This window comes from Streptomyces sp. NPDC021020 (assembly GCF_044333285.1).
GTDB lineage: Bacteria > Actinomycetota > Actinomycetes > Streptomycetales > Streptomycetaceae > Actinacidiphila.
The window spans coordinates 465,069-481,902 of record NZ_JBIRQQ010000007.1; the positions used below are offsets into that span (position 1 = coordinate 465,069).

Consider the following 16,834-nt stretch of genomic DNA (forward strand, 5'->3'; position numbering starts at 1 on the left):
ACAACCGACCCGGGCCGCGGCCGGCCCGCCGGCAGCGGCGGCGCCGAGCGCTGACCCGCGCCGGACCGCGGCAGCGGCCGCGCAGATCCTGCTCACCCGGCCTTTCCGGGAATCCCGGCTGTTCCGGTCTTTCCTGCCGTACTGGCACGATCGGGGCGGCCGGCCCTCTCCGACGGCGCCGCGCCTGGCGGAGGCGTCCGGCCGTCCCACCCCGCCCTACCTGCGTCAACCGGTTGAGCAGGGGCTTCTGTACAGGCCGATCAGGACGTACCGTGTGGGTGATCGACCCGCTGCCCAGCAAGAAGGACGTCCCATGGCCCTGTTCGACCTGCCGCTCGACCAGCTCCGCGAACGGCGCAGCAGTTCCGTCGAACCCGCGGACTTCGACCAGTTCTGGGCCGACACCCTCGGCCAGGCGCGGCAGCACGACCTGGCGGCCGTCTTCGAACCGGTGCAGACCGGGCTGACCACCGTCGACACCTACGACGTGACCTTCGCCGGCTTCGGCGGCCACCCGGTCAAGGGCTGGTTCACGCTGCCCGCCGGCACCACGGAACCGCTGCCGGTGATCGTGGAGTTCATCGGCTACGGCGGCGGGCGCGGCCGGGCGCACAGCCATCTGCTGTGGGCCTCGGCCGGCTACGCGCACTTCGTGATGGACACCCGCGGCCAGGGCGGCGGCTGGTCGGTCGGCGACACCGAGGACCCGGTCGGCAGCGCCCCGGCCACCCCCGGCTTCCTGACCCGCGGCATCGAGGACCCCTACGACTTCTACTACCGCCGGGTCTTCACCGACGCGGTGCGCGCCGTCGAGGCCGCCCGCTCCCACCCGCTGGCCGACGCCTCCCGTACGGTCGCGGCCGGGGTGAGCCAGGGCGGCGGCATCACCGCGGCGGTCGGCGGCCTGGTGCCGGACCTCGCGGCGGTCATGCCCGACGTGCCCTTCCTGTGCGACTTCCCGCGCGCGATCACGGTCACCGACGAGCTGCCCTACCGGGAGGTCGGCCGGTATCTGTCGGTGCACCGCACCCGCCGGGCCAAGGCGCTGGAGACCCTGGCGTACTTCGACGGGGTGCACTTCGCCGCCCGCGGCCGGGCGCCCGCGCTCTTCTCGACCGCGCTGGAGGACGAGGTCTGCCCGCCCTCCACCGTCTTCGCGGCCTTCAACGCCTACGCGGGCCGGGACAAGCAGATCGAGGTCTACGACTTCAACGGCCACGAGGGCGGCGGCGCCGACCAGCAGGCCGTGCAACTGAGTTGGCTCCCCGAGCGCTTGGCCGACCCCAAGCCGGAGTAGCGGCCGAAAAAGATTGCATGCTCCGCCGTTTCCGGGGCAGGTGGTACGCCATCAGTCGTACGAATGGGGCGATGAAGTGACCGCATACCTGGAACAGACCCGAAGCACGGACACGACGGCGACGGCGACGAAGGCGCCGCAGCAGGACGTACGGTGGCCGCAAGGATCCCAGGCGGCCACCGGAGGGCTGCCCTTTGTCGACGATCCCTCGGCGATGGCCCCGCAGGACGCGCGGGTCCTGTCCAAGCTGTTCTTCGACCGCCTCCAGGAGATGGAGGAGGGCACGCCGGAGTACGCGTACGCGCGCAACACCCTGATCGAGATGAACCTCTCGCTGGTGTACTTCGCCGCCGCGCGCTACCGCAACCGCCCGGCCACCGACCACGAGGAGATCGTCCAGGTCGGCACGATCGGCCTGATCAAGGCGATCGACCGCTTCGACCTCTCCCGGGAGACGGAGTTCACCACCTTCGCGGTGCCCTACATCGTCGGGGAGATGAAGCGCTTCTTCCGCGACACCAGCTGGGCCGTGCACGTACCGCGGCGGCTGCAGGAACTGCGGGTGGAGCTGAGCAAGGCCAAGGAGGCGCTGGCGCTGCGGCTGGACCGCGACCCGACCGTCGGGGAGCTGGCCGAGCACCTGGACCTGTCGGAGCACGAGGTCATCGAGGGTCTGGTGGCCGCCAACGGCTACACCGCGGGCTCCATCGACACCCCCTACTCCGACACCGACACCTCCTCCGACAGCGAGGGCCGCACCCTCGGCGAGACCTTCGGCGAGTGCGATCCGGCGCTCGACCTCTTCGAGGACTTCCACGCGCTGGCCCCGCTCATCGAGCAGCTGCCGGAGCGCAGCAGGCTGCTGCTGCAACTGCGCTTCGGCCAGGAGCTGACGCAGGCGGAGATCGGCGAGCGGCTGGGCTGCTCGCAGATGCACGTCTCCCGGCTGCTCAGCCGCACGATCGCCCGGCTGCGGGCCGGGCTGCTCGCCCAGGACTAGGCCGGGGATCCAGCACCCCGGCCCAGGCCTCCTTCCGGCCGCCGGTCCGCGCCTCAGGCGCGGCCGGCGGCCGGGGTCGTTCCGGAGGAGGAGGACGACGTCTGGGACAGCGGGGTGGCGATGTCCTCCAGCGACCGGCGCTCGGCCTTGACCGCCAGGAAGGCCGCGACCAGACCGGCCGCGCACATCAGCGAGGCGCCGATGACGAACGCGGTGACGGTGTCGGAGACCACGCCCGACTTCGTCAGGTCGGCGAAGACCAGCGGGCCGCTGATACCGCCCGCCGCGGTGCCGATCGCGTAGAAGAAGGCGATCGCCATCGCCCGGGTCTCCATCGGGAAGATCTCGGAGACCGTCAGATACGCGCTGCTCGCACCCGCCGAGGCGAAGAACAGCACCACGCACCAGCACGCCGTCATCGTCGTGGCGTTCAGCGAGCCGCGGTCGAAGAGCCAGGCGGTGCCGAACAGCAGCACGCCGGACAGCAGGTACGTCGACGAGATCATGACGCGCCGCCCGACGGTGTCGAAGAGGTGGCCGAGCAGCAGCGGGCCCAGGAAGTTGCCCGCCGCGATCACCGCGAAGTAGTAGCCGGTGTCGCCCGTCCCCACGCCGAAGAAGGTGGTCAGGATGTTGCCGAAGCCGAAGGTGATGGCGTTGTAGAGGAAGGCCTGGCCGACGAAGAGCGACAGGCTGAGCACCGCGCGCCGCGGATAGCGGGTGAAGACGGTCCGGGCGATGATGCCGAAGCCGATGCTCGCCCGCTGGTGGATGGTGATCCGCCCGGCCGCCTTCGGCAGCTTCTCGTGCTTCTCCCCCTCGATCTCCTTCTCGACGTCCGCGACCAGCCCGTTCGCCTCGTCGCCGTGGCCGTGGATGAACTGCCAGCGCGGGCTCTCCGGCACATGGCGGCGCACCAGCATGATCACCAGGCCGAGGACGACGCCGAGCGCGAAGGTCAGCCGCCAGCCGACGTCCTTGGGGAAGATGCTGGTGTTGAGCATGACGATGGACAGCAGCGAGCCGCCGATCGCACCCAGCCAGTAGCTGCCGTTGATGATGAGGTCGACCCGGCCGCGGAAGCGGGAGGGGATCAGCTCGTCGATCGCGGAGTTGATCGCCGCGTACTCGCCGCCGATGCCGAAGCCGGTCAGGAAGCGGAAGGTGAAGAACCACCAGGGCTGGAAGGACAGCGCGGTCATCGCGGTGGCGCTCAGATACACCGCGAGCGTGATCATGAAGAGCTTCTTGCGGCCGAAGCGGTCGGTCAGCCAGCCGAAGAACAGCGCGCCCGAGCACGCGCCCGCGACGTACAGCGCCGCGGCGATACCGGTGATCTGGGACGCCGTCACCGACAGGCCGCTGCCGGGCTCGGCGATCCGGCCCGCGATGTTGCCGACAGTGGTGACCTCCAGACCGTCCAGGATCCAGACGGTGCCGAGCCCGATCACGATCATCCAGTGCCAGCGCGACCACGGCAGCCGGTCGAGCCGCGCGGGCACGTCCGTGGTGACGGTGTCACCGGACTCCCCGCCGCCGCCGGGCACCGGCGTGTCCGCCTTCCCCGGCTCCCTGCCGCGCTCCTCGCCGGACGCCGCTGCGTCCGCAGATCCGGCCGCCGATCCGGGCATGAAGATCACCTCCGCCTCGCAAGTCTCACACCGGGCGGCGTTCCCGGCGCGGCCGCCACGCCCGGCGGGGAGCACCCCGTGGGGGTGATCCGCCACCGCCGCGCGCGGTGTGGTTGCGCCGGCGCCGCCCTGGTGGGTACGTCTGTCCCGTACGCCGTCCGCCACGCCCAGGAGGCCCGCCCGCCGTGCACCCGCTGCTCCGCGAAGCCCGCGACACACTCGTCCCGCGCCCCGCGGGACCGCACGGCCCGCTGCCGCCGCTGCTGCTCGCGCTCACCCTGGTCACGGGGCTGGTGGACGCCTTCAGCTATCTCGTCCTCGGCCATGTCTTCGTGGCGAACATGACCGGCAACGTCGTCTTCCTGGGTTTCGCGCTCGCCGGCGCGAGCGGCTTCTCGCTCACCGCCTCGCTGCTCGCGCTCGCCGCCTTCGCCGCCGGGGCGCTGCTGGGCGGGCGGCTGGCCCGCGCGCTGCCGGCGCACCGCGGGCGGCTGCTGCTCGCCGTCTGCGCCGCGCAGACCGCCCTGGTGCTGGCGGCGTGGGCGGTCGCGGCCGCCGCGGACCTGCCCGCGCGCGGGGGTGTGCGGGCGGCGCTGATCGTGCTGCTGGGCCTCGCGATGGGCGGGCAGAACGCGGTGGTGCGGCGGCTGGCCGTACCGGACCTGACGACCACCGTCCTGACGATGACGATCACCGGCATGGCCGCGGACGGCCGCCTCGCGGGCGGCCCGGACGCCAAGGCCGGCAGCCGGCTGCTGTCGGCGGCGGCGATGTTCGCGGGCGCGCTGGCCGGCGCCGCCCTCGTCGGGCACTCCGGGCAGGCGCTGCCGCTCCCGGTGGCCGCGGCCGTCCTCGCCGCGGTCAGCGCCGCGCTCCTGCCCTCCCGGCGCACCGCCGGGGGCTGGACGGCCTCCTGAAAAAAGACCGGCCGGATCCGGCGCGGGATGTACATCCGGGGGGTTGCCGATCGTCGTGAGGGTGACCGGGCACCATGGAGCACGGTCGCGAACCGCGGACGAGGAGATGTGCCATGAAGTACCTGCTGCTGATCTGCCAGGAGACCGCCGAGGGCTTTCCGGGGGCGACGCCCGAGGAGCTGGACGCCGAGCCGTGGGTCGAGGAGATGACGCGGCGCGGGGTGCGGCTGGACGGCAACCGGACCCGGTCCTCGGAGGACGCCACGACCGTACGGGTCAGGAACGGCTCCCGGCTCGTCACCGACGGGCCCTACGCCGAGACGAAGGAGCAGATGGCGGGCTTCGACATCATCGAGTGCGCCGACCTGGACGAGGCCATCGCGGTCGCGGCCGAGCACCCGGTGGCGAAGTTCGGCATGGTCGAGGTCCGGCCGTTCTGGACGGACTGAGGCCGGCGTGCGCGACGCGGTGAAGGAGGCCGTCGCCGCGGCCTGGTCCCAGGAGTGGGGCCGGGTCGTGGCGGCGGTGATCGGGCAGACCGGCGACTGGGACCTCGCGGAGGAGTGCGCGCAGGACGCGTTCGAGCGCGCGCTGGAGCGCTGGCCGCGCGACGGGGTGCCGCGCAGTCCGGGCGCCTGGCTGACCACCACCGCCCGCAACCGGGCGCTGGACCTGCTGCGCCGGGCCGCCAACGAGAGCGTCAAGCTGCGTCAGGCGGCCCGGCTCGAACCCGGGCCGCCGGACGCCGGATCCGAGGCGCTCGACGGGGACGACGGGCTGCCCGACGACCGGCTGCGGCTGGTCTTCACCTGCTGCCACCCCGCGCTGCCGCTGCCCGCGCAGGTCGCGCTCACCCTGCGGACCCTGACCGGGCTCACCACCGCGGAGATCGCCCGCGCGTTCCTGGTGCCCGAGGGCACGATGGCGCAGCGGCTGACCCGCGCCAAGAACAAGATCAGGAACGCCGGGATCCCCTTCCGGGTGCCCCCGCCGGAGCTGCTGCCCGAGCGCACCGAGGCGGTGCTGGCCATCCTCTACCTGCTCTTCAACGCCGGTTACGCGCCCGGGGCCGCGGGTCCCGACCAGCAGCGCGTCACCGCGGAGGCGATCCGGCTCGCCCGGCTGCTCGCCGGGCTGCTGCCCGGGGAGCCGGAGGCGGCGGGGCTGCTGGCGCTGATGCTGCTGCACGACGCCCGGGCGGCCGCCAGGACCGACGCCGCCGGGGATCTGGTGCCGCTGGAGGAGCAGGACCGCTCGCGCTGGGACCGGCAGCGCATCGCCGAGGGCACCGCCGTCCTGGAGGCGGCCCTCGGCCACCGGCGGCCCGGCCCTTACCAGGTGCAGGCCGCGATCGCCGCGTGCCACGCGGAGGCGGAGAAGCCGCAGGCCACGGACTGGGCGCAGATCGCCGGGCTGTACGGGGAGCTGGCCCGGATGGCGCCGGGGCCGGTCGTCGAGCTCAACCGGGCGGTGGCCGTCGCCATGGCGCAGGGCCCGGCGGCCGGGCTGGCCCTGGCGGACGCCCTCGACGCGTCCGGCGCACTCGCGGGCTACCACCTGCTCCCCGCGACCCGCGCGGACCTCCTGCGCCGCCTGGACCGCCCGGCGGAGGCAGCCGCCGCCTACCGCGCGGCCCTGGATCTGGCCCCGACGGAGGCGGAGCGCCGCTTCCTGGCCCGCCGCCTGGCGTCGCTGGGGTGACGGGGCCCCTGCGCGGCCGCCCGCCCGGCGCCCCGGGCTGCCCCGTGCGGTGATCTCCGCGGTCTTCCGCGCGTCGTGGCCGGCGGCGCAGTTCCCCGCGCCCCTGGCAGACGCTCACCCGGCGCGGCCGGTGCGGCGCCCCGCAGGGGCGCGGGGAACGGCGCGATCAGCCACGACGGTGGGACGATCGCAAAGACCATCGCACAAAGCACCCCGTGGCGCTCCCACGCCCCCGGCGGAGCCCACCGCGGCGAGCGGGGGAGCGCTCGCCGCGGAGGAGTTGTCGGGCCTACGGGCAACTCAGGTGCAGGCCACCCCGTTGAGGGCGAAGCCCGTGGGGGCCGCGTTGCTCGCGGAGTAGGTGGCCGTGAAGCCCGGGTCGACCGTGCCGCCCGCCGGGAGCGAGGGCGCCCAGGACGGGTTGGTCACCGTGACCTTCTGGCCGGACTGCGTGAAGGTGCCGCTCCAGCCGCTGCCGACCTGCTGGTCGCCGCCGAAGGTGAAGGTCAGCGTCCAGCCGTTCAGCGCGGCCGAGCCGGTGTTGGTGACCAGCACGTCCGCCTGGAGGCCGCCGGACCAGGAGTTGGTCACCTTGTAGACGGCCGTGCAGGCCGCGCCCGTACCGCCGCCCGGCGGGGTGCCGGTCGTGGTGGTCGTGACCGTCACCGAGGGGGAGGCCGCCGAGGCGTTCCCCGCGGTGTCGACGGCCTTGACCGTGAAGGTGTACGGCGTGCCCGGCGTCAGGCCGGTGACGGTGTAGCTCGTCGCCGTGGTGGTGGCGAGCAGCGTGGACCCGGAGTAGACCTGGTAACCGGCCAGCGGCAGGCTCCCGGGGGTGGCGGCGGGCCAGGTCAGGGTGACCGACGAGCCGGCGACCGCGGAGGCGGTGGGCTTGCCGGGCGCGCCCGGCGGGGTGGTGGCCGGCGGGGTCCCGCCGTCGCCGCTGGGCGCGGTGCCCCACACGGCGGTGGAGCCGTCGTAGAGCACCATGTCGTTCACGGTGACCGGGGTGGAGCCGGGCGTGGTGGAGACGCCCTGGTAGGACCAGTCCTTGGTGGGGTCGTGCGCCCCGGGGAAGCTCAGCCGGAACTGCACCTCACGGTGGAAGGCCGACTGCCCGGCGGGCGCGATGTCCTGGCCCTCGCAGCTGACCGTCACGTAGTAGACGCTGCCGGAGAACTGCGTCGGCCCGGTCGGCGCCGAGCACTGGTTGTACGCCGAGGACAGGGTGACCTGCGAGGGGCTGGTGCCCGGGTCGAGGGTGAAGTAGTAGCGGAAGCTGCCGTGCGTGAGGTGCCGGGCGGGCCAGCCGGACTTGTTGACCACCTGCACCTTCAGCTCGTAGAAGTTCGTGCCGGACGCGTTGACCGCGGCCTGGAGGAATTCCTCGGGCCCGTCCGGGGTCTCCTTGGGCGGGAAGTTCGCCAGCGGGCTGCCGCCGTACTCGTCGGTGAGAGCGGCCAGCGCGCCGGAGAAGCCCGCGTTGTAGTCCAGCGCGCCTTCCGTCTCGCCGTAGTTGGAGCGCTCGTCGGAGAAGCCGTCGTCCGCCGAGCCGGGGCCGCCGACCAGCAGGCCGTAGTCGAGGTGCCGGGTGGCGGCCGGTTCGGTCATGGACTGCGACCAGGAGCCGTGCGCGGCCCTGCTGTGCGGGTTCTGCGGCCACTTGGTGTTCTTGCCGGAGTTGGTGAAGCCGATCTCGTAGCTCTCCTTCAGCGGGTTGTCGCCGAGGACGTAGTCGATCTGCCGGGCGCCGAAGTCGTGGTAGGTCTGCGCCTTGACTGCGTCCCTGCCCTGCGCGGTGAGCCAGTCGGAGAACTGCAGCGCGGCAAAGGCGGTGTTGGACGAGTAGCGCAGCGAGCCCCAGGTGTCGAGGAAGGCCTCACCACCCGGCGAGTAGCTCACCTTCTGGCCGTTCACGCCGGTGGTCCACCAGTCGAGCCAGCGCTCGGCGTCGTCGATGTACGTCTGCTTGCCGGTGAGTTCGGCGAGCAGCACGTAGTCGCCGTAGGACTTGTCGTCCCACGCGAGCGTCCAGTTGTACTCGGGCGTGGTGGTCTGGTTCATCTTGGGCAGCTGCGCGTAGTACGTCTCCGCCTTCGTCAGGTACGTGCTGTCGCCGGTGGCGCGGTAGAGCCACAGCGCGCCCCAGACCAGCTCGTCCCAGTAGCCGCTCCAGGAGTTGTAGTAGCCCTGGGCGGCGGTGATGCACTTGTCGTACGTGCCGCGGTAGGTGTCGGCGAAGGTGTAGAGCTGCTTGGCGTTGGCCAGCAGGGTGGCCGAGTAGGCGGCGTCGCTCTGCTTGAAGACCATGGACGAGGACGCGAGGGCCGCCGCGGCCTCGCCCGCGAGGTCGGAGCCGGGGCAGGAGGCGTCGATCTTGAACGAGGGGCGCGGCGAGGGGTTGGCCTCGGGCGGGCCCCAGAAGGAGTGGTCGCTGCCGCCGTCGCCCACCTGTCCGTAGAGGACGTTGGCCGACGGGTGCGCCTTGAGCAGCCAGTCGTCGCCCCAGCGCAGGTTGCGCAGCAGGTAGGTGTCCTGGCCGCTCTTGGCGTAGCCGGACGCCTCGTCGATGCCGCCCCAGCCGAGCATGGTCATCGAGAAGGCCATCGGGAAGCCGAACTTCACTTCGTCGCCGGCGTCGTGGTAGCCGCCGGTCAGGTCCAGGCCGGCGTCGGCGCCGTCGGTGAGGTCGGAGTCGCCGCGCCAGGTGACGCGGTTGTCCGCGGGGAGCTTGCCGGAGCGCTGCGACTCGTAGAAGAGCATCGAGTCCTGGAGCGCCTCGGCGTAGTTGTAGCTCCCCGCGGCGGCGGGTGCGGCGGCCGGAGCGGCGGCGTGGGCCGCGGGGGCTCCGGCGGTGGCCGCCATGGTGAGCGGCAGCAGCGCGGCCGCGGCGGTGACCGCCGCGGTACGGGCGCGGCGGGCGGCGCTTCGCAGGGAGAGGGGTTTGCCGGTTCTGCGGGGCACGCGGGTTCTGGGCACGCGTCCTCCTGGGAGGGCATGGTCGTGGTGGGGGGAACGCGCCCGGGGGCGGGTGTGCGGCCGACCGGGAGTCGTCAGCCGCCCACCCGCCCATGGGAGCGCTCCCACATGCTGGCCCCGCAGCTCGCGCACCGTCAAGAAGTGTGCGTACGGCGGCGCAGGGGATGCGGGAAGCGGAAGGGCGGGGCAGGATGATCAACTCACGAGGGTTTTTCTTCCCGCCGCCCGGGAGGACGGGTGTCCCGGGCGGCGGGAGGAGCGGAAGAAGCAGCAGCCGCAGCCGTCCGGCCCCGCCGGACGACGACCGATGAGGTGTGAGGTCCCGCCGTGCGCCAGCCGACCCCCAGCCCCGCCGCCCCGCGCGCCCGCCGCGCGCCCGGAACCCGCGGCGGGCACCGTCCGCCACGCCGTCCCGGGCTGCGCGGCACCGGACTCGTCCTGGGCCTGATCGCCACCGCCACCACCGGGCTGGCCGCGTGCGGCGACGGCTCCGGCTCGTCCGGAAGCAGCTCGACGACCACGGCGACGACCTCCTCCCCCGCCTCGGCCACCCCGACGACCACCACCCCGGCGCCCACCACCACCTCGGCGTCGCCGTCGAAGACCGCCGCGCCGCCGCCCGCCACCGGCAAGCCCGCGAGCTGCGTCGACAAGGCGGTCGCCGGGATGAGCCGGACACAGCAGGTCGGCCAGCTCTTCATGACCTCCGTCACCAGCACCGGCATGACCTCCGCGCAGTCGAGCGCGATCACCGCGGGCCGCGTCGGCTCGGTCTTCCTGATGGGGCACACCAATTCCGGCACCGCGGCCGTCAAGCGGGTCACCGACCAGGTGCGCAAGCTCGCGCCCTCGGTCAAGGGCGCCAAGGTCGGCATGCTGATCTCCACCGACCAGGAGGGCGGCCAGGTCCAGGTGCTGAACGGCCCCGGCTTCAGCAGCATCCCGACCGCCGTCGACCAGGGCAAGCTCCCGGCGGCCACCTTGCAGAAGGACGCCGAGAAATGGTCGAAGGAGCTGAAGTCGGCGGGCGTCACGATGAACCTCGCGCCCGTCGCCGACACCGTGCCGCCCGACCTGACCAATGTCAACGCGCCCATCGGCAAGCTCCAGCGCGAGTACGGCACCAACCCCTCGGCGGTCGCCACCCACAGCACCGCCTTCCTGCGCGGCACCCTGGACGCGGGACTGCTCGCCAGCCCCAAGCACTTCCCGGGCCTCGGCCGGGTCACCGGCAACACCGACTTCACCCTCGGCGTCACCGACGACGTCACCACCCGCAACGACGCCTACCTCCAGCCCTTCCGCAGCGCGATCTCAGCGGGCGCGCCCTTCGTGATGGTGTCCTCGGCGATCTACTCCAAGATCGACCCCCACAACCAGGCGGCCTTCTCCTCCACGGTGATCCGCGGCATGCTGCGCGACTCGCTGGGCTTCAAGGGCGCGGTCATCTCCGACGACCTCGGCCAGGCCACCGCCGTCAGCGACCGCACGCCGGCCGAGCGCGCGGTGGACTTCCTCAAGGCGGGCGGCAACCTGCTGCTGACCGTCAAGGCCTCCGACATCGCGCCGATGACCTCGGCGGTGCTCGCGCAGATGCCCAAGGACAAGGCGCTCTCCAACGCGGTGTCGGACAGCGTGCGGCGGGTGCTGGCGGCCAAGCAGAAGGTGGGCCTGCTCAGCTGCGGCTAGCTCAGCTGCGGCTGGAGCGCGTGCCGAAGGCCGCGGCCGCCGCGCGCAGGGCCGCCGCGGTGAAGGCCGCGGCGAGCGGCGCCGGCTCCCCCGCCGGGCGGGCCAGCGCCACCCGGTCCTCGGGCAGGTCGGTGACCGGGCGGTAGACGACGTCGGGGCGGCGGTGGAGCAGGGCCGTGGAACGCGGCAGGTACGTCAGCCCGCGGCCCGCCGCCACGTACTCCAGCTTCTCCTCGACCGTGCGCACCGCCGGGGGCTGCCGCGGGCCGGACGCCTCGGCGTTGGTGCACAGGTGCAGGATCTCGGTCTGCGCCGCGCACTGCGCGGCCGTCAGCTCCCCGCTCGCGGCCAGCGGATGCCCCGCCGGGAGCGCCGCCATCCGCGGCTCGCCGTAGAGCGGGGTCAGCTCCAGCCCGGGCTCGACGACCGGCAGCCGGACGTACGCCACGTCGACGCGCCCGTCCAGCACGGCCGCGGCCTGGTCGTCCCAGTCGACGCGGCGCACCTCCACGGCGACGTCCCCGTGCGCGGCGCCGAAGTCGCGTACCGCCTCGGTCACCCGGATGCCGCTGCGGAAGCCCACCACCAGCCGCCCGGCCCCGTGCGCCGCCCGCCCGGCCCGGCGGCGGGCCGCGTCCGCGGCGGCGAGCAGCGGCCGCGCGTCGTCGAGCAGCCGCTCGCCCGCGGCGGTGAGCCGCACCCGGTGGCTGTCGCGGACGAACAGCTCGGCGCCCAGCTCCCGCTCCAGCGCGCGGATCTGCCGGCTGAGCGCGGGCTGCGCGATGAGCAGGTCCTCGGCGGCGCGGCCGAAGTGCAGCCGCTCGGCCACGGCCACGAAGTAGCGCACCTTGCGCAGGTCGAGATCCACGGGCCCCCGCCTCTCCCCCGTCCGCGCTCTGCCCGCGGCGATGCCCCGAGGGTATCGCCGCGGGCGGAACGGGTCTTGGACCGGGCGGCGGCGCCGCCCGCAGACTCGGAGGCGTCACGCAGGCCCGTACCAGGGGGAGTCGCCGTCATGGAGCAGGAAGCCGTCATGCAGCAGGATGCGGCCGTACGGCAGGAAACGGCCGCCGGTCAGGGGGCGGTGGTCCGCGGGTCCGTCGCCGTCGCCGTACCGGGGGCGGCGCGGCCGATGGCCGTGTACGTCGCCCGGCCCGCCGGGAAGGGGCCGTGGCCCGCGGTGGTCGTGGGCTTCGAGATGTTCGGGGTGACGCCGTACATCCGCCGGGTGGCCGACCGGCTCGCCGGTCTCGGTCTGCTCGCCGTCGTGCCCGACTTCTACCACCGCACCGCCCCGGGCCACTCCGGCACCGCCGACGCCGAGGGGCGGGCCCGCGGCCTGGAGCTGATCGGCCGGCTCACCCGGGAGGAGGTGGGCGCGGACCTGGAGGCGGTGCTCGACCGTCTGGAGCGGCGCCCGGACACCCGGGGGCTCCCGTCGATGGCCGGCTTCAGCCTCGGCGGGCACCTGGCGTGGTTCGCGGCGACGCGGGTCCCGCTCGCGGCCGTCGCCGCGGTCTACCCGGGCTGGCTGGACACCCCCGGCACCGCGCTGAGCCGCCCGGAGGCGCTGCTCGGCCTCACCCCGCGGATCGCCGACCGGGGTGGTTGCCGCGTGCTCTACCTGGCCGGCGCCGACGACCACGTGGCCACGCCCGAGCAGACCGCGCGGGTCCGCGAGCGCCTCGCCTCGGCGGGCGTGCCGCACGAGGTCGTCGTCTACCCCGGCACCCCGCACGGCTTTCTCGCCGACGAGCGCGACACCTACCGCCCGGCGGCGGCCGAGGACGCGTGGCGCCGGATCGCGGCCTTCCTGGCCCCGCGGGCCTGACAGCCGCTCAGCTCAGCGGGCGTAGACGGCGACGAAGTCGCGGGTGGCCCGGGTGTAGTAGCGGTCCGGGGGGTCCTCGAAGTCGAGGATGTTGCTGGGCTTCGGGTTCGAGGGGGTGCGGGTGCCGTCGTAGGACATGAAGGAGGGCCAGGCGCGGTTCATGTCGAGGGGCATCGCGCGGACCGCGCCGGCGCGCTGCATCAGTTCGGCGAGGGTCCGGGCGGAGAGGGCCTGGCCGACGACCATGACGATGTCGCCCTCGGCGGTGACGCCGACGCCGGAGCGGGGGACGAACATCCGGCTCTGGTCGCTGACGCCCCACTTGGAGTCGTTGCCGATGTCCGGGACGACACGGCCGTCGTCGACCATCAGCTCCAGGCACTGGCGCACGCCCACGACCTCGGGGGTCATCGTCACGTCGCGGCCCCAGACGCCGATGCGCATCGAGCCGTCGCGGTAGAAGACCTCGGAGGCGGCCCCGTCGCGCAGCTCGCCCGCGGTGCGGCCGTCGAGGTAGAAGCCGCCGCGGGAGCCGCCGTCGGTGATGCGGAAGCCGCCGTTCCAGGTGGCGACCAGGCCGGTGCGCTGCCCCTCGGGGACGGTGGGCGGCACGTCGAAGGTGCCGCCGGGCTCGCGGAAGCCGGGGTGCAGCTGGAAGCGGCTGTGCTTGCCGCTGATCCAGGCGACCGCCGCCTCGTACGAGGTGTGGTCGCCGTCCGGGCGGACGTAGGTGCCCTGCACGATCGGCTCGCCGTGGGCGGTGGCGAGGGTGCGGTAGACGCCCTCGCCGGGGAGGGCGGGGCTGACCGGCGGGTGCAGCGGGGCGTGCAGCGGGACGAGGGGCTGGGAGGGGAGGTGCGCGGGCGTGGGCACGGCCGGCTGGGTGGCCTGCATCCGGGCCAGCGCGTCGGCGGGCAGGTCGCCGCCGACCTTGGGCGGGTGCAGCTTGTACTGCACGTCCTCCAGCTTGTCGACGACGAAGCCGAGTTCGTGGTCGCGCGCCCATTCGGCGAGCCGGGCGGTGGTGCTGTCCTTGCCGGGGTAGGTGAGGGCCTGGCCGACGGACCAGCCGAGCCAGCCGGTGCAGACCAGGCAGGTTCCGGTCAGGCCGCGGGTGACGAGCCTGCGGCGGCGCAGCTGCTCGGGCGTCAGGTCGCGCCGGTGCTTCCACGGCAGCAGCCGCCGGCGCCGGCGGGGCGGCGGCTCCGCGGACCCGGGGGCCGGCCCTCCGCTGTCGCCCGGTTCGCCCGGGTCCTCCGTCCGCGGCTCGGTGGTCTGCCGGCTCATCCGCTCCCGTCCTCCGTCCGCGTCGCCCCCGTGCGGTGACCTCGCGCCCGAGATCTCGCGTCCCAGATCCTCCGTTCATCTGACTTTCCTGCCGTTACAGTGACCAATCGCCCACGGCGCGACAAGCACCCGACCGGCGGTACGGCCGACCGGCACCGTAGGGTGCCATCGGCGACGAAGGAGGGGGCCACATGGCGGCCGCGCACACGGTGACGGACGAGGCGGTGGACGGGCTGCTGGCCCGCGCCGGGATCGGGGCCGGGCAGGTCGTCTCGCGCGACCGGATACCCGGCGGCTCGTACAACGCGCTCTTCTCGGTCGGCCTGGCCGGCGGGGACCGGCTGGTGCTGAAGGTGCCGCCGCCGGAGGGCACCCCGCGGCTGCGCTACGAGGCGGAACTGCTGCGCGGTGAAGCGCTGTTCTACGAGCACGCCGCCGCGGTCGGCGTCCCCGCGCCGCGGGTGGTGCACACCGAGTGGCGCGAGGGCGCGGGCGCCCCGCCCTTCCTGGTGATGACCCACTCCCCCGGCGTGGCGTGGAACGGCGTCGCCGACGCGATGGCGCCCGGCGAGCACGAGCGGCTGCTGGGCGAGCTGGGCCGCCTGGTGGGCCGGCTGCACACGGTGCACGGCGACGCCGGCTTCGGCTACCCCGCGCAGGGCTTCGCCCCGCTCGCCGCCGACTGGCCGGCCGCCTTCGCGGCGATGACGGACGCGCTGCTGGCCGACGCCGACACGTACGGCCCGTGGCTGCCGCGCCCGGCCGCGGAGATCCGCGCGGTGCTCGCCGGCGGCGCGGCGGCGCTGGCCGAGGTGACGCGGCCGGTGCTGGTGCACTTCGACCTGTGGTCGGGCAATGTGCTGCTGGACGGTGAGCCGGGGGCGCGTACGGTTGCCGCGCTGATCGACGGGGAGCGGATGTTCTGGGGCGACCCGCTCGCGGACTTCCCGTCGCTGTCGCTGTTCTTCGGCCACCTGGAGGACGATCCCGCCTTCCTCGCCGGCTACGGCGCGGCGGGCGGGCGTACCTCCTTCGACACGGCCGCACGCGTGCGGCTCGCGCTCTACCGGTGCTACCTCTACCTGATCATGCTGGTGGAGGTGGTGCCCCGCGGCACCGGCGGCGAGCACCTGGCGTGGGTGCGGGAATTCGCCGGCCCCCGGCTGTCGGCGGCGCTCGACGCGGTCGCGGCGGGGAGCTGAGCCGGCCGGTGCGGGGTGCGGGGCAACCGCCCCGTACCCCGCGCCTCCGGCGGCCGGACCCGTGTCAGGGCAGCTCGGCGACCATGGCGGCGTACGACAGGCCCGAGCCGTAGCCCAGCAGCAGGGCGGTGTCGCCGGAGACGGCCGCGCCCGAGGCGAGCAGGGCGTCCATGGCCAGCGGGATGGACGCGCCCGAGGTGTTGCCGGTGGTGACGATGTCCTTGGCGACGGCGACCCGGGCGGGCAGGCCGATGGAGCGGGTCATGGCGTCGATGATGCGCTCGTTGGCCTGGTGCGGGACGAACGCGTCCAGGTCGTCCACGGTCAGCCCGGCCGCCTCCAGCCCGCGCACCGCGACCTTGGACACCTCGTACACCGCCCAGCGGAAGACCCGCTGGCCCTCCTGGCGCAGGGCGGGGAAAGGCTGCTGCGGGTCGGTGCGCAGCGCGTCCCACGGCACGCTCTGGGTGATCGCGTCGGCCTGCGAGCCGTCCGCGCCCCACACCACCGGGCCGATCCCGGGGGTGTCGGACGGGCCGACGACGCACGCCCCGGCGCCGTCGCCGAAGATGAACGCGGTCGAGCGGTCGGTCAGGTCGAGGATGTCGGTCATCCGTTCGACGCCGACGACCAGCACATGGCCGCCGCGCGAGCGCACCGCGTCCGAGGCGAGCGCGAGGCCGTGCACGAATCCGGCGCAGCCCGCCGAGATGTCGAAGCCGGCCGCGCCCACCGCACCGATCCGGTGGCCGATCTCGGTGGCGATCGCGGGCGTCTGCTTCAGGTGCGTGAAGGTCGCCGCGATCACCAGGCCGATGTCGGCGGGGGTGATGCCGGCCGCCGCGACGGCCTTGCTCGCGGCCTGCTCGGCCATGACGCCGAGGGTCTCGTCCGGTCCGGCCCAGCGGCGGGTGACGATGCCGGTCCTGGAGCGGATCCACTCGTCGGTCGAGTCGATGTGCGCGCACACCTCGTCGTTGCCGACGACCCGGCGCGGGCGGTAGGAGCCGACTCCGAGGATCCGGGCGTGCCGCGCACCGGCGGACTCCGCGATCTCAGCTTTCATGTGAGCCTTTCAGGCCGGTGGGCCGGTACGGATCGGATCACGGTACCGGGGGTGTGGTCTGCGCGGTCCCGGCGCCCGCCGCCGGCCGCCGGCCGCCGCACCCTATTCTATGGCGCGCGTAGATCGCGGGGACGAAGCCCGGCCACCCGTCCCGGCGCCCGCCATGTCCGCTGCCGGGACGCCCGGTTCGCGCCGCCGGAGGCGGCCGGGGCCGGGCACCTCGCGGGAGGGCCG

13 protein-coding genes are annotated in these 16,834 nt (G+C 74.0%); 8 read left to right on the top strand and 5 right to left on the bottom strand.

The annotated features are described in order from the left end of the window. The first annotated feature begins 313 nt into the window (after positions 1-313). Positions 314-1,297, top strand: coding sequence for an acetylxylan esterase (locus tag ACH4SL_RS23375; RefSeq protein WP_398448573.1), 984 nt, complete (start codon positions 314-316; stop codon positions 1,295-1,297). Between the two features lie 76 nt (positions 1,298-1,373). Then, complete coding sequence (locus ACH4SL_RS23380; RefSeq protein ID WP_398448575.1) at positions 1,374-2,297, top strand: RNA polymerase sigma factor SigF; 924 nt, start codon at positions 1,374-1,376, stop codon at positions 2,295-2,297. 53 nt (positions 2,298-2,350) lie between these two features. On the opposite strand, the gene ACH4SL_RS23385 is transcribed toward ACH4SL_RS23380, so the two are convergent. Further along, positions 2,351-3,928, bottom strand: coding sequence for an MFS transporter (locus ACH4SL_RS23385; protein WP_398448577.1), 1,578 nt, complete (start codon positions 3,926-3,928; stop codon positions 2,351-2,353). Between the two features lie 185 nt (positions 3,929-4,113). On the opposite strand from ACH4SL_RS23385, the gene ACH4SL_RS23390 reads away from it, so the two are divergent. From ACH4SL_RS23390 to ACH4SL_RS23400, 3 genes are all read left to right on the top strand, one after another. Beyond that, positions 4,114-4,845, top strand: coding sequence for a YoaK family protein (locus ACH4SL_RS23390; RefSeq protein ID WP_398448579.1), 732 nt, complete (start codon positions 4,114-4,116; stop codon positions 4,843-4,845). A gap of 113 nt (positions 4,846-4,958) precedes the next feature. After that, on the top strand, positions 4,959-5,294 hold the full coding sequence (locus tag ACH4SL_RS23395) for a YciI family protein (protein WP_398448581.1): 336 nt from the start codon (positions 4,959-4,961) through the stop codon (positions 5,292-5,294). Between the two features lie 7 nt (positions 5,295-5,301). After that, complete coding sequence (locus tag ACH4SL_RS23400; RefSeq protein ID WP_398448583.1) at positions 5,302-6,546, top strand: RNA polymerase sigma factor; 1,245 nt, start codon at positions 5,302-5,304, stop codon at positions 6,544-6,546. A gap of 300 nt (positions 6,547-6,846) precedes the next feature. Here ACH4SL_RS23400 and ACH4SL_RS23405 read toward each other — a convergent pair whose 3' ends face one another. Continuing rightward, the gene (locus ACH4SL_RS23405; RefSeq protein WP_398448585.1) at positions 6,847-9,525 is read right to left on the bottom strand and encodes a glycoside hydrolase family 9 protein; all 2,679 of its coding nucleotides are present in this window, start codon (positions 9,523-9,525) and stop codon (positions 6,847-6,849) included. Positions 9,526-9,852: 327 nt separating this feature from the next. Between ACH4SL_RS23405 and ACH4SL_RS23410 the strand changes: the two genes are divergently transcribed. Further along, a complete protein-coding gene (locus tag ACH4SL_RS23410; protein WP_398448587.1) occupies positions 9,853-11,214 on the top strand; it encodes a glycoside hydrolase family 3 N-terminal domain-containing protein in 1,362 nt (453 codons plus the stop codon). 1 nt (position 11,215) lies between these two features. Here the strand turns inward: ACH4SL_RS23410 and ACH4SL_RS23415 are convergent, their stop codons facing one another. Then, positions 11,216-12,082 (bottom strand): LysR family transcriptional regulator, encoded by an 867-nt coding sequence (locus tag ACH4SL_RS23415; protein ID WP_398448589.1) that lies wholly within the window; start codon positions 12,080-12,082, stop codon positions 11,216-11,218. Positions 12,083-12,229: 147 nt separating this feature from the next. On the opposite strand from ACH4SL_RS23415, the gene ACH4SL_RS23420 reads away from it, so the two are divergent. After that, complete coding sequence (locus ACH4SL_RS23420; protein ID WP_398448593.1) at positions 12,230-13,045, top strand: dienelactone hydrolase family protein; 816 nt, start codon at positions 12,230-12,232, stop codon at positions 13,043-13,045. Between the two features lie 12 nt (positions 13,046-13,057). On the opposite strand, the gene ACH4SL_RS23425 is transcribed toward ACH4SL_RS23420, so the two are convergent. Further along, complete coding sequence (locus ACH4SL_RS23425; protein WP_398448595.1) at positions 13,058-14,332, bottom strand: phosphodiester glycosidase family protein; 1,275 nt, start codon at positions 14,330-14,332, stop codon at positions 13,058-13,060. Positions 14,333-14,523: 191 nt separating this feature from the next. On the opposite strand from ACH4SL_RS23425, the gene ACH4SL_RS23430 reads away from it, so the two are divergent. After that, complete coding sequence (locus ACH4SL_RS23430) at positions 14,524-15,534, top strand: phosphotransferase family protein (protein ID WP_398448597.1); 1,011 nt, start codon at positions 14,524-14,526, stop codon at positions 15,532-15,534. A 64-nt stretch (positions 15,535-15,598) separates the two neighbouring features. On the opposite strand, the gene ACH4SL_RS23435 is transcribed toward ACH4SL_RS23430, so the two are convergent. Next, on the bottom strand, positions 15,599-16,600 hold the full coding sequence (locus tag ACH4SL_RS23435; RefSeq protein ID WP_398448599.1) for a beta-ketoacyl-ACP synthase III: 1,002 nt from the start codon (positions 16,598-16,600) through the stop codon (positions 15,599-15,601). Positions 16,601-16,834 lie beyond the last annotated feature (234 nt).

Coding starts and splice junctions, on each gene's coding strand:
- ACH4SL_RS23385 (WP_398448577.1), bottom strand. CDS start 3,928: ATGCCCGGATCGGCGGCCGGATCTGCGGACGCAGCGGCGTCCGGCGAG.
- ACH4SL_RS23395 (WP_398448581.1), top strand. CDS start 4,959: ATGAAGTACCTGCTGCTGATCTGCCAGGAGACCGCCGAGGGCTTTCCG.
- ACH4SL_RS23420 (WP_398448593.1), top strand. CDS start 12,230: ATGGAGCAGGAAGCCGTCATGCAGCAGGATGCGGCCGTACGGCAGGAA.
- ACH4SL_RS23430 (WP_398448597.1), top strand. CDS start 14,524: ATGGCGGCCGCGCACACGGTGACGGACGAGGCGGTGGACGGGCTGCTG.
- ACH4SL_RS23435 (WP_398448599.1), bottom strand. CDS start 16,600: ATGAAAGCTGAGATCGCGGAGTCCGCCGGTGCGCGGCACGCCCGGATC.
- ACH4SL_RS23375 (WP_398448573.1), top strand. CDS start 314: ATGGCCCTGTTCGACCTGCCGCTCGACCAGCTCCGCGAACGGCGCAGC.
- ACH4SL_RS23425 (WP_398448595.1), bottom strand. CDS start 14,332: ATGAGCCGGCAGACCACCGAGCCGCGGACGGAGGACCCGGGCGAACCG.